14 protein-coding genes and 1 riboswitch are annotated in these 11,528 nt (G+C 39.4%); of the genes, 6 read left to right on the top strand and 8 right to left on the bottom strand.

Annotation, left to right across the window (positions count from 1 at the left end; genetic code table 11):
• The 5 genes from AC1DUW_RS13915 to AC1DUW_RS13935 form a co-directional block, all read right to left on the bottom strand.
• A partial coding sequence (locus tag AC1DUW_RS13915) for a helix-turn-helix domain-containing protein (RefSeq protein WP_477642767.1) occupies nucleotides 1–299 on the bottom strand: 299 nt, incomplete at its 3' end.
• 182 nt (nucleotides 300–481) lie between these two features.
• Nucleotides 482–1,933, bottom strand: coding sequence for an amino acid permease (locus tag AC1DUW_RS13920; RefSeq protein WP_477642768.1), 1,452 nt, complete (start codon nucleotides 1,931–1,933; stop codon nucleotides 482–484).
• A gap of 95 nt (nucleotides 1,934–2,028) precedes the next feature.
• Nucleotides 2,029–2,208, bottom strand: a riboswitch (Lysine riboswitch).
• A 278-nt stretch (nucleotides 2,209–2,486) separates the two neighbouring features.
• Entirely contained in the window at nucleotides 2,487–3,449 is a 963-nt protein-coding gene (locus tag AC1DUW_RS13925; protein ID WP_477642769.1) for a LacI family DNA-binding transcriptional regulator, read from the bottom strand.
• Between the two features lie 264 nt (nucleotides 3,450–3,713).
• Nucleotides 3,714–4,013, bottom strand: a complete 300-nt coding sequence (locus AC1DUW_RS13930; protein WP_477642770.1) for a hypothetical protein — start codon at nucleotides 4,011–4,013, stop codon at nucleotides 3,714–3,716.
• A gap of 8 nt (nucleotides 4,014–4,021) precedes the next feature.
• A complete protein-coding gene (locus tag AC1DUW_RS13935; RefSeq protein WP_053348668.1) occupies nucleotides 4,022–4,213 on the bottom strand; it encodes a helix-turn-helix transcriptional regulator in 192 nt (63 codons plus the stop codon).
• A gap of 284 nt (nucleotides 4,214–4,497) precedes the next feature.
• Here AC1DUW_RS13935 and AC1DUW_RS13940 point away from each other — a divergent pair, with 284 nt between their 5' ends.
• From AC1DUW_RS13940 to AC1DUW_RS13960, 5 genes are all read left to right on the top strand, one after another.
• Nucleotides 4,498–5,421: a metal ABC transporter solute-binding protein, Zn/Mn family gene (locus tag AC1DUW_RS13940; RefSeq protein WP_477642771.1), complete on the top strand. Its 924-nt coding sequence runs from the start codon at nucleotides 4,498–4,500 to the stop codon at nucleotides 5,419–5,421.
• Nucleotides 5,422–5,433: 12 nt separating this feature from the next.
• A complete protein-coding gene (locus AC1DUW_RS13945) occupies nucleotides 5,434–6,189 on the top strand; it encodes a metal ABC transporter ATP-binding protein (protein WP_056524634.1) in 756 nt (251 codons plus the stop codon).
• A 7-nt stretch (nucleotides 6,190–6,196) separates the two neighbouring features.
• Complete coding sequence (locus tag AC1DUW_RS13950; RefSeq protein ID WP_053348671.1) at nucleotides 6,197–7,123, top strand: metal ABC transporter permease; 927 nt, start codon at nucleotides 6,197–6,199, stop codon at nucleotides 7,121–7,123.
• Complete coding sequence (locus tag AC1DUW_RS13955) at nucleotides 7,120–8,001, top strand: metal ABC transporter permease (protein ID WP_477642772.1); 882 nt, start codon at nucleotides 7,120–7,122, stop codon at nucleotides 7,999–8,001. The genes AC1DUW_RS13950 and AC1DUW_RS13955 overlap by 4 nt, the downstream gene beginning before the upstream one ends.
• Before the next feature lie 147 nt (nucleotides 8,002–8,148).
• Nucleotides 8,149–9,321 carry an FtsW/RodA/SpoVE family cell cycle protein gene (locus AC1DUW_RS13960; RefSeq protein ID WP_053348673.1) on the top strand — a complete coding sequence of 391 codons (1,173 nt, stop codon included), beginning with the start codon at nucleotides 8,149–8,151 and terminating at the stop codon, nucleotides 9,319–9,321.
• Between the two features lie 124 nt (nucleotides 9,322–9,445).
• On the opposite strand, the gene AC1DUW_RS13965 is transcribed toward AC1DUW_RS13960, so the two are convergent.
• Nucleotides 9,446–9,781, bottom strand: a complete 336-nt coding sequence (locus AC1DUW_RS13965) for a spore coat protein (protein WP_053348674.1) — start codon at nucleotides 9,779–9,781, stop codon at nucleotides 9,446–9,448.
• Between the two features lie 12 nt (nucleotides 9,782–9,793).
• The gene (locus tag AC1DUW_RS13970; RefSeq protein ID WP_053348675.1) at nucleotides 9,794–10,072 is read right to left on the bottom strand and encodes a hypothetical protein; all 279 of its coding nucleotides are present in this window, start codon (nucleotides 10,070–10,072) and stop codon (nucleotides 9,794–9,796) included.
• Nucleotides 10,073–10,228: 156 nt separating this feature from the next.
• Between AC1DUW_RS13970 and AC1DUW_RS13975 the strand changes: the two genes are divergently transcribed.
• Complete coding sequence (locus tag AC1DUW_RS13975) at nucleotides 10,229–11,146, top strand: proline dehydrogenase family protein (RefSeq protein ID WP_477642773.1); 918 nt, start codon at nucleotides 10,229–10,231, stop codon at nucleotides 11,144–11,146.
• Between the two features lie 49 nt (nucleotides 11,147–11,195).
• On the opposite strand, the gene AC1DUW_RS13980 is transcribed toward AC1DUW_RS13975, so the two are convergent.
• Nucleotides 11,196–11,327 carry a YuzL family protein gene (locus AC1DUW_RS13980; protein ID WP_082612715.1) on the bottom strand — a complete coding sequence of 44 codons (132 nt, stop codon included), beginning with the start codon at nucleotides 11,325–11,327 and terminating at the stop codon, nucleotides 11,196–11,198.
• Between the last annotated feature and the right edge of the window lie 201 nt (nucleotides 11,328–11,528).

Below are 11,528 nucleotides of genomic sequence, written 5' to 3' on the forward strand. Positions count from 1 at the left end.
TCCACCGATTTCTGTAAGGCAATACTGTCTACTTCTTTCAGGAAAGAATACTCTTTCTTTAAAGCTGGAAGTTCTTTGATTGTTGCGTATTTATCCAGAAAAGAACCTTTCCATTCATTAGAGGGTAATTGGCCGTTCTGCTTCATTTCTTCACAAATATACCAGTAGGCATCTTTCTCCTTTTGTTTGCCTAAAAAGAAGTTAAAGACAAAACGGGAGCAGCCGATCGTTTTATTGATTAGAACTAGTTGTTCTTTAGTTGGATAGATTCGAAATTTATAAGCTTTGTTTACGACCATTGGTTTCACCCCCTTATAGTTATTATTAACCATCGAACGTATGTTTGTCAAAGGATTACTTTGGCTATGCCAACCGCCATTCATCTCGCCCTTCACAGGCTTGAAGAGGGAGTCTTCTGGCGGGAAATGATAAAAAAAGGACCTGATTCCTCTTGAAGAAGAAATCAGGTCCTTTAAAACGCTTATTTTACTTTAAAATCACATTCCTCAAGTGGAACGATTTTAGTTTTATACTTAATTTTATAGCCGAACCATAGGACGAAGAAAAAGATCAGGCCAATGTAAGAAACAAACATGGAATTCCAATCAATCCCGCTACTGCTGAAAGCTTGGTAGCCTTGTCCAATGATAATGAAAATACATAATACGAGCGCAAAAATCGGTCCAGTTGGGAATCCTTTAGCAAGGTATGGTAAAGCATTCAAATCAAGACCTTGAGCTACATAGGCTTTGCGGAATCGATAGTGAGCAATCGCAATTCCAACCCATGTGACAAATCCAGCCATACCTGAAGCATTTAATAACCAAATATAAACTACACCGTCACCGAAAAATGAAGCTAAGAAAGCGAGGCAACCGACTAAAGAAGTCGCGATAAGAGCATTCACTGGAACCCCTCTTTTATCGAGCTTGCCAAGGAATTTCGGAGCTTTTCCGTCACGGGCCAGGTCCCATAGCATACGAGTTGAAGCATACATGCCGGAGTTACCAGCAGAGAGCACAGATGACAATATAACTGCGTTCATGACCGATGCTGCAAACGCAAGACCTGCACGTTCAAATACAAGCGTAAATGGACTGACGGCAACATCCTCGCTCAATAAACGTGCATCTGTGAACGGAATGATCATTCCGATTACAAAAATCGAAAGGATATAGAATAAGAGGATCCGCCAAAAAACGGACTTGATCGCTTTAGGGATATTTTTCTCTGGATTCTCACTTTCACCGGCTGTAACTCCAAGTAATTCTGTTCCTTGGAAAGAGAAGCCTGCTGCCATGAATACTCCTAGAATTGTGAAGAARCCTCCGTTAAATGGACCTTCTCCCATGGTGAAATTAGAAAAACCAATTGGGTCATTTCCGCCAAGGATTCCGAAAATCATTAAAAATCCAGTGATTAAGAAAATGATAACGGTCACGATCTTGATTAAAGCAAACCAGAATTCAGCTTCGCCAAATCCTTTAACAGACATATAGTTAAAAAGAAACATAATAATTAACGCAACGGCACTCCAAATTATGGACGAGCTGTCCGGGAACCAGAACTTCATAATCAGGACAACGGCAGCCAGTTCAGCTGCAATTGTGATGGCCCAGTTATACCAATAGTTCCAACCAATCGCGAAGCCGAAAGACGGGTCGACGAATTTGGATGCGTAGACACGGAACGAACCGGCTACTGGCATGAATGCTGCCATTTCTGCAAGACTTGTCATTAAGTAATAAACCATGAAGCCAATGGCTGCGTATGCTGCCAAAGCACCTCCAGGCCCAGCCGTATGGATGGCACCGCCACTTGCTAAAAATAAACCTGTTCCAATCGTTCCACCTAATGAAATCATCATTAAGTGACGTGCTTTCAGGCTCCTTTTCAACTCAGTGGGATTTGATGTTGCTTGTGAATTTGACAATTGATGTTACACTCCTTTTTATTGGAAGGAACGATATATAAAAAAACAGCAGTCGAAAAAGATCGACGGCTGTTTATAATAAACCCGTTTATCCTTCCGAAGATAGCTCCCCACGTTAAAAAACGTGACAGTGGTGTTCCTATTCGGTAACACCGCCAGCCTAGATATACAAGGACCATATCTAAACTTCGGCAACTTATCCTTTCAAACGGAGTCGTCAATTTTCCTGAATCTCGTCCGTTCTACTTTTATAAGCCGCAGCCTCTAACTCATCGGTAAATGAGGAAGTATTCAATTTTCTTATACTAAATATATAAATCGTTACGTCAACTTCTAGTCAACTATACGATTTCAGTATAAAGTTCAAACAATTATTTCTATGTCAGCAGGTCATTGAGTAAACTTTACTATACTAAAATTATAAAATAATCTTATAGATAGCGCAATGATTATTTTTCAAGGTTATTTTTTCCTAGTTTTTAAATGTATCACTTGAATTTTATGTTTAAATGTTTGTCATTTAAACATCGTTTATTTGGATAATTATAATAATTCAAATAGTTTTTCGTTTCATAAGAGTATAATCTAATTTTACATGTCTGATAACTTCAGGATTTTCAAATAGATCAACAGCCATTTTGCCAATCCAATCAAGCGGTAAGGAAACGGTTGTGATATCGAGCATCTCACTGAGGCTATCATTATTAAAACCTAGAATGGCCACGTCTTCTGGCACTTTCATTCCGAATTTGTTGGCAGTAAGAATGAATCCGGCAGCAGTGTCATCATTAGTAATGATGATAGCCTCTGGTTTGTCTATCATGGAATTCCAATCTTGGAACAATTTTTCACCATCTTTGATGTGATAACTGCCTTCAAACAGCCATTCTTTTTTATTTAAAAGGTGATACTTATTCATAATATCGTTAAACGCCTTTGTACGAAGGGAGCTGTTTCTGCTCTTTTTTCGCCCGAGACTGTATCCAATTTTCTTATATCCTTTAGCAACCACGTATTCAAGTGCAGAGGAAAAAGCGGCATAGTGATCAATGCTTATGGACGATAATTCAGCCTGGGCTGTATCTTCACATAAGATAATGGGTCCATATTTATGATAGTCCAAGAGGACTTTCATTTCTGAAATTCTTGAACAAACGATAATGCCATCGAGTTGCTTCATTTGTAACATATTCAATGCCTGAATTTCTTTTTCTCTTTCATATTGTGTTTGAAAGATGACTATATGATAGCCGATAGCATTGGCTTGTTTTGTAATACCTTGCACGATTGCTCCGTAATAGGGGTGATTGGTGAAGGGAATGATGACGCCGATTAAATTCGTTTTGCCTTTTGAAAGATGAATGGCGTTGATATTTCTCGAATAGTTTAATTGGTCAATGGCCTGTAAAACACTCTTTCTTTTTTCAGGACTAACATATGGGTGATTATTCATTACACGAGACACTGTGGAGACGGACACACCTGCATATTGAGCAATTTCTTTAATATTTGTCATAGGATCACCGTTTTTTCTTTTTTTTATTGTATCGTATGAAACCCATTTCAGAGCAAGAGGCGAGAATAAGAGAACTAAAGATTTCTTTATTCAGGGCCTTGTTCTGGTATGGGTTTCATCCTTTAAGATTGAAAAAAGTCTTAGAGGAGGAGATTAGGATGGTCCAAACTTTACTCTGTCTGATCGTACTATGCGGTATCGAATTGGGATTAGCTTACTTCGCAGTATATTTGAAGTCGGAAAAATGAATGGAAAGTTGACGACTTATAACTTCGCTTGATAATAAAGAACGAAGATCGCCCATGAGCCCAGATGAATGAACAATAGAATGCCAAGGACAGCTGCAGCAGAGAGCTTCACTCCAAAAAGCAATAACAGGAAAAAAGCACGTCCCAATAAGTGGGGAAAACCAACTGGATGCCCGTGCTCTAGTCGGATGAGGTCAAATCGTTCATCTAATCCCCGTTGCTTGGCGGCGGCACGGCGTCCCCACCAAAATCCAGTCAGTCCGCAAATAATCCCAAGCGTGATTCCTAAAAAGGCCCCCCAGTTAAAATCCTCCATCACAACTCCTACTCAAATATAAATATATCTTCAATGGCCAATTGAAACACTTTCGCTAGCTTGTAAGCGAGCTTGATGGAAGGGTCGAATCTTCCTGTTTCTATAGAAATAATCGTCTGTCGGGATACGCCTGTAAGTTCGGACAGCTTTTCTTGTGTGAGTTGATGCGCTTTGCGTAGTTCCCGAATGTTATTTTTCAAATTCTTAAACTCCTTTCAGAAATGTAAAGTTAGCTTTACGTAAAGTATACTTTACAAATTGAAAATGTGTAAATGATTTTCATTCGACAAAATCCTATGATAAAGAATAGTGGTCAAATATAAAAATGTTGCACTTTTTTAGTGCATTTGTGTATAGTATAAAATAAGTTGTGTACGGGAAACTTTTTAGCATTTACGACAATGTGATAGACAGAAAAAAAATTTGAGCTAAATTTTGCACTCGGTAAACATTTTTAGGAAGATGAAAAAGGGAGGGAATATGGATGGGATTTCTAAAAACTATTGGTGGCGTACTTGCTGCTGTGATCATTTTAGCGGGATGCGGAAATGATACGACTGAACAAGATAAAGGCAATAGCAAGTTAAATGTCKTCGCAACAACGGGGATGATTGGGGACTTGGTTGAGAATATTGGCGGTAAACATGTGGAGGTCACTAGTTTAATGGGACCGGGAGTCGATCCACATCTTTATAAGGCAACACAGGGTGATGTGAAAACACTGGATTCAGCTGACATGATTTTTTATAACGGCGTGCACCTTGAAGGGAAAATGACGGATATCTTTGAAATGATGGGCAAGGATAAACCGACGATTGCGGTAACGGAGGATTTCAAGGAGGAACAACTTCGTAAAGTAAGTGCAACGGAACATGATCCGCATGTTTGGTTTGATGTAAAGCTCTGGATGGTTGCAGCGGAAGCGGTAAAGAAAGAGTTAATTGCCAATGATCCTGACCATGAAGCAAGTTATCTAGAAAATTATGAAGCTTATGTTCTGCAGTTAAAGGAACTTGATAAATATGTACAGGGTGAAATAAATAAAATACCAGAAGATCAGCGAGTGCTCGTTACGGCACATGATGCATTTGGATATTACGGCAAGTCATATGGATTGGAAGTAAGAGGGCTACAGGGGATTAATACGCTATCGGAATATGGGTCAAAAGATGTGACTGATATGCGGAATTATCTTGTGAAGAATAAAATTAAAGCAATATTCATAGAGTCTAGCGTGCCAAGGAAGGCTATTGAGGCGGTTATTCAAGGAGCTGAAAAGCAAGGTCACAAAGTGAAAATCGGTGGTGAACTATTCTCGGATGCGATGGGGGAAAAAGGCACTGAAGAAGGAACATATATCGGTATGGTCCGTCATAATACCGATACCATTGTTAATGCTTTGAAATAAGGGGGAGAAAGAATGTATCAGGCAGCTCTGAAGGTAGAAAATTTAACGATAGCTTATCATAAAAAACCGGTTGTCGAAGATGTCTCATTTGAGGTGCCGGAAGGGAATCTAATCGGTATCATAGGTCCAAATGGAGCGGGGAAATCCACATTAATAAAGGGGATACTCGAACTGATTCCTAAACTATCCGGGGAAGTCACAATCAGTGGATCTTCCTATAAATCGATGAGGAAGAGTATAGGCTATGTACCACAGAGGGAGTCAGTAGATTGGGATTTCCCAACCAATGCGCTCGATGTCGTGATGATGGGCAGGTATGGTCACCTCGGCTGGTTAAAGCGACCAGGAAAGGCTGAAAGACATAAGGCAATGGAATGCTTGGATAAAGTGGGGATGGTTGAATACGCTAACCGCCAGATAAGCCAGCTCTCAGGCGGGCAGCAGCAACGGATTTTTCTAGCTCGTGCTTTAGCACAAGAAGCGGATATTTATTTTATGGATGAACCATTTGTAGGGGTAGATGCAGCAACAGAGAAAGCGATCATTCAATTGCTGATGGAATTGAAGGAAAAAGGCAAGACAGTTCTTGTTGTGCACCATGATTTATCAACAGTAAAGGAATATTTTGATTGGACGATGCTGTTGAATAAAAAGGTTATGAAAATTGGACCGACAAAAGAGGTATTTATCCCCGAATACTTACAGGAAACATACGGGGGCCGCTTAGCGATATTATCAGATGCACAGTCCGGTCTATTATTAAAATGAGGTGTACATGATGAATTTACTGGATATTATTAATGATCCGAATACACGGTGGATTCTGCTTGGCACGATGTTCCTCGGATTAAGCAGTGGAGTCATCGGCAGTTTTGCCTACCTCAGAAAGCAGTCTTTGCTTGGTGACACGCTCGCACATGCGGCATTGCCAGGAATTTGCGTTGCTTTTATATTAACTGGGGTGAAATCTACTTCCTTCTTTCTAATAGGAGCAGCCTTGGCTGGTTTAGTAGCAGTTTTCCTAATCAGCGTACTTACGAGGTACAGTAAGATCAAGCAAGATGCTGCACTCGGAATTGTGTTATCTTCATTTTTTGGTTTTGGAATTGTGTTACTTACGCAAATCCAGCAGAGTGAATATGGAAACCAGAGCGGATTGGATACATTTCTATTTGGGCAGACTGCATCAATGGTCATGTCGGATGTCTATATGATGATGACTGTTTCCTTTATACTCATCTTCACTTGTACCGTGTTTTTTAAGGAATTTAAATTACTGTCCTTCGACCCGGGATTTGCTAAGGGAATAGGTTTACCGGTTGTTTTTCTAGACTATTTCATTATGATGCTGATCGTGGCGGCCGTGGTCATCGGTATTCAAGCAGTAGGAGTTGTATTGATGGCATCTTTACTCATTACTCCGGCTGTTTCTGCTAGGTACTGGACAGAGCGGCTGCATATCATGGTTATCCTGTCTGGAATATTCGGTATGCTGAGCGGTGTATCAGGTACGTTAATCAGTACATCGGTCAATAATTTGCCGACAGGTCCATTAATTGTCTTGTCCGCGACGGTATGGTTTTTCTTTTCCATGCTTTTTGCTCCTAAACGTGGGGTTCTTTCAACTGTATGGAGAAGGCTATCAACGAAAAAGAAATATTCTCTCGAACAGGATAAAAGGAAAGGGAGCCATCCATTATGAATGATTTTTGGATTATCTTAGTCGGGGCACTAGTTGCGGGTTCTTGCAGTGTATTAGGTTGCTTTTTGATAGTCAGAAAAATGACATTGATTGGGGATGCAATCAGTCATTCCGTTTTACCTGGAATCGTATTGGCATTTTTAATAACCGGGACACGTGACTCGGTTCCAATGCTGATCGGGGCAGCAGCACTAGGGTTACTTACAGTATTCTTAATCCAGCTTTTTCAATCTTCAGGCGTTCAGTCTGACGCAGCAATCGGCATTGTGTTTACCTCTCTTTTTGCAACAGGGATTGTACTAGTGAGTTTGTATACGCAACAAATCGATTTTGACCTGGAGCATGTCCTGTATGGAGAAATTGCCTATACTCCATGGAATACGATGACAATTAACGGATTCGAGGCGGGACCAAAAGCTGTTTGGATTGTTGGCAGTTGTTTTATTCTCAATCTTATTCTGATTTTCCTTTTCTTCAAACAGTTTAAGCTAGTTTCCTTTGATCCATCACTTGCGGCTGCGATGGGAATTCCGGTTTTGTTCTTTCATTATTTACTGATGAGCCTTATTTCGCTAACGACGGTAGCCGCCTTTGATAGTGTAGGTTCAATTTTGGTAGTCGGGATGCTCATTATACCAGCGGCAACAGCCTATTTGCTGTCAGACCATTTAAGTCGGATGATTTTGGTCAGTATCGGGATTGGAATACTCAGTTCTATTATCGGTTACTTTTCAGCTACCGTTTTAGATGCCTCGATATCGGGATGCATGGTAGGTGCAGCTGCTCTGTTATTCGGATTGGCATTTCTTTTTTCTCCAAGCCATGGATTAGTCAGTAGATTTTTGAAACGTAGAAGCGCAATGGAATCACATTCTTAGTATCTCCAACCAACAGGCTGCATGCTAATAACTACATGCAGCCTGTAATCTATTCTGCGATATAGTTGTGATTTTATTTGTTTAAAGTATAATGAATAAGTGTATTAAAAGATGTATCGCAGGAGCCTTTTTAAGGGAGAGTAAAGTATGGAAGAACAAAATAAATTTTCATCACGAATAGATTTTTCTTTGGTCACAATATTGCTGTTGTTATGTATAGGAAGTTGCTTAGCAATCTATAGTGCCCAAACGACTGGACAGTACGCTGAAAACTTCTTAATTAAACAAATTTTTTGGTATATAGTAGGAATTGGAATTGTGTTAGGGTTAATTACTCTAGATTCAGATCAGTTGAAAAAGATATCCTGGTATGCGTATGGTTTCGGGTTGTTCTTGCTTTTGTTGCTGATCCTTATGCCGGAAAGCATCGTACCTGTCAGAAATGGTGCGAAAAGTTGGTACATCATTCCTGGGATCGGTTCAATTCAGCCCTCTGAGTTTATGAAGGTTTTTCTAATTCTAGCTCTAGCTAATGTTATTTCAAACCACCATCTTAAAAACACGCTGAAAACGATTCAAACGGATCTATGGTTGCTTGTTAAAATCGGTCTTGTGACGGGTGCTCCGCTTTTGTTAATCATGCAACAGCCGGATTTAGGAACTTCGCTTGTCATACTGTCGATTATGCTCGGAATGATTTTTATTTCAGGGGTTTCATGGAAAATATTGCTTCCGATAGTCTCGGGAGGACTTGTTGTCGCTTCTACGATTCTATATTTTGTACTTTGGAAGCCTGAGATTCTGGAAAAATACTTGGGGGTAAAATCCTATCAATTCGGCCGTATCTATTCCTGGCTGGATCCTTACAATTATGCGAGCTCTGAAGGGTACCACTTGACCAAGTCTCTGCTAGCAATCGGCTCTGGTCAGACCACAGGAAAGGGAATTGGGTCGAGAGAAGTGTATTTACCTGAGAGTCATTCGGATTTCATCTTCAGTATAATCGGAGAAGAATTTGGTTTCATCGGATCAAGTATCATCATCTCCTTGTTCTTCCTTTTGATCTACCATATAACAAAAACGGGAATGGAAACGAGAAATAACTTCTATACATATATTTGTGTTGGTGTTATCAGCATGTTAACGTTTCATGTTTTTCAGAACATCGGAATGACGGTAGGCCTTTTACCGATTACGGGGATTCCACTTCCATTTATCAGTTATGGGGGAAGCTCGCTAATGGGGAATATGATGGCCATGGGCCTAATATTCAGCATCAGGTATCACTATAAAAAGTATATGTTTTCAACGGATATCTAAATATATAGAGCCGGCCCACGCTTTGCTGTGGGTCGGCTCTTTTAAATGAAGTTGTTGCCACAGCTATTGAGAAAACAAACAAAAGGAACTGAATTATGGTGCATTTAAGCTCATATATATGTGCTTATTGAATGTTTGATCCATATGGGAATTGGTTTTTATAGCCCGAAAACTGTTGATAGGTTTGGCTTAAGCTATTGGGTTGAGCCTTTTCTAAACTATACCAGCCTTTTTCGAACATAAGGTTATAAAGCTCACGTTGCATCTCCTGATTTTCTTTCGAAACTGAGAAAATGTCTTGGAATAACGCATGGTTACTCATTTCATGTAGGGCAACAGATAAAGAGTTACAGAAGTACTTCTCCGTTGCAAGCATATCATTAATAAAATCCCGATCATTCATTTGTGGTGTCTTTGCCACGGGAGACTCTGGATTTTGGACTTTGTTTTGGTTGGGCATCAAGAACCCTCCTTACTGGAATTGTTGTTGACTCTGATATTGGTTTGGATTTAAATGATTCAGAATGGTATCGTAATGGCGCTGATGCATTAGTCCACAGCGGTTTAACGCATCAATAATTTGTGGATCTTTACATTGAGCCGCAAAAAAATGTGCCTTTTTAATCGCAATCAGGTTCCATGCAAGCATATCAGATAAGTATAAACTGTCTTTTACAGAAACCATATCCGGCGGTTGTTTCATGAAGCCGGTGGACTGTTGTTGGCTGTTAAATGAATTTTGTTGTTCCATCAGTCTACCTCCTTAAGTGTTATCTAAACGACTTTAATTTTCCCATTAACAATTTTTTTATTCTTGATGTTTGGATATCTGGAATTTGAATTAAATGGTAAAATATTCTTATGAAATACATCTATTTTCCGAAGAAAAGATACGGAGGGAATGCAGATGGAACAAATATTAAGAAATCTTTTTCTATTTCTATCCAAGAACAAAAATATGACAAAGGCAGCGAAAAAATATGGATTGCGGTTTGGGGCATCCCGCTTTGTGGCTGGAGAATCGTTGGATATGGCAGCTGCAGCTATCGCAGATTTAAACCGAAAAGGGCTATCTGTAACCATCGATTATTTAGGTGAATTCATTGATAATGAACAAGAAGCAAATGAGATGGCAGACCAGTGTATAGAGGCCATTCGAATGATTTTCAGAAAAAATCTGGATTCACAGTTATCTTTGAAATTGACGTCGATGGGCATGGATATATCGGAACAAGTCGTAATGAATAATATGAGAAGAATATTAGAAGAAGCCAAAATCCATAGGGTGTTCGTAACACTTGATATGGAAGATTTTCCGCGCTGTCAGTCAACTTTGGATGTATTCAAAAACTTAAAGGCTGAATATAATGAATTGGGGACGGTCATACAAGCTTATCTTTATCGGACTGAGAAAGACATTGAGGAGTTGAATGCATACAACCCGAATCTACGACTTGTTAAAGGAGCTTACAAAGAGCCTCGGGAAATAGCTTTTCCAGAGAAAATTGATGTCGATGATAATTTTAAAAAGATCATTAAGAAGCATCTGCTGAATGGAAATTACACAGCTGTTGCCACCCATGACGATAAAATTATTGATTATACGAAGAGCTTAGTCAAAGAGCAAGGGATCTCTCATGATCAATTTGAATTTCAAATGTTATTCGGCATACGTAATGAAAAGCAGCTTGAACTCGTAAAAGAAGGATATAAGGTAAGAGTGTATGTTCCATATGGTACAGATTGGTACGGATATTTCATGCGCCGCCTTGCAGAGAGGCCAGCCAATATTGCTTTCGTTTTAAAGGGACTATTTAAAAAATAGCTAAATCGAGAGCCGGCCCGGATAAGGGACGGCTGCTCTAATAACGACTTTATTTTTTGTACTGATTGTTCTGGCTGTTTACTTTATTTATCCCTTGCTGGCGCTCACGACCAGGGCCGGCATTGCCTTTAACGCTTGCGGCACTCACAGCTCTATTAGAAGGATTATTTTTACGCTTCATTGTATAAGTCACCTCCTGGTCGTTATTGTCTACTAAAAAGAGGAGAATTAATCAAAGGTAATATGATAAAAAAATTTATTTTTTTCCAGTTTTATCATTGCGGAATTTCCAATTATATTCTATATTAGTAATAAGAAAAAATATTCAAAATTTTTTTGAATTAAAAATGAATGAGCATTCATTCAATACATTGTGTAAGGG

This window comes from Peribacillus sp. P4_C12 (genome assembly GCF_056402095.1).

What these genes read in the sequence shown, in the direction of transcription:
- AC1DUW_RS13925 (WP_477642769.1), bottom strand. Translation starts at nt 3,449, where the DNA reads ATGACAAATATTAAAGAAATTGCTCAATATGCAGGTGTGTCCGTCTCC.
- AC1DUW_RS13930 (WP_477642770.1), bottom strand. Translation starts at nt 4,013, where the DNA reads ATGGAGGATTTTAACTGGGGGGCCTTTTTAGGAATCACGCTTGGGATT.
- AC1DUW_RS13945 (WP_056524634.1), top strand. Translation starts at nt 5,434, where the DNA reads ATGTATCAGGCAGCTCTGAAGGTAGAAAATTTAACGATAGCTTATCAT.
- AC1DUW_RS13950 (WP_053348671.1), top strand. Translation starts at nt 6,197, where the DNA reads ATGATGAATTTACTGGATATTATTAATGATCCGAATACACGGTGGATT.
- AC1DUW_RS13955 (WP_477642772.1), top strand. Translation starts at nt 7,120, where the DNA reads ATGAATGATTTTTGGATTATCTTAGTCGGGGCACTAGTTGCGGGTTCT.
- AC1DUW_RS13960 (WP_053348673.1), top strand. Translation starts at nt 8,149, where the DNA reads ATGGAAGAACAAAATAAATTTTCATCACGAATAGATTTTTCTTTGGTC.
- AC1DUW_RS13965 (WP_053348674.1), bottom strand. Translation starts at nt 9,781, where the DNA reads ATGCCCAACCAAAACAAAGTCCAAAATCCAGAGTCTCCCGTGGCAAAG.
- AC1DUW_RS13970 (WP_053348675.1), bottom strand. Translation starts at nt 10,072, where the DNA reads ATGGAACAACAAAATTCATTTAACAGCCAACAACAGTCCACCGGCTTC.
- AC1DUW_RS13975 (WP_477642773.1), top strand. Translation starts at nt 10,229, where the DNA reads ATGGAACAAATATTAAGAAATCTTTTTCTATTTCTATCCAAGAACAAA.
- AC1DUW_RS13980 (WP_082612715.1), bottom strand. Translation starts at nt 11,327, where the DNA reads ATGAAGCGTAAAAATAATCCTTCTAATAGAGCTGTGAGTGCCGCAAGC.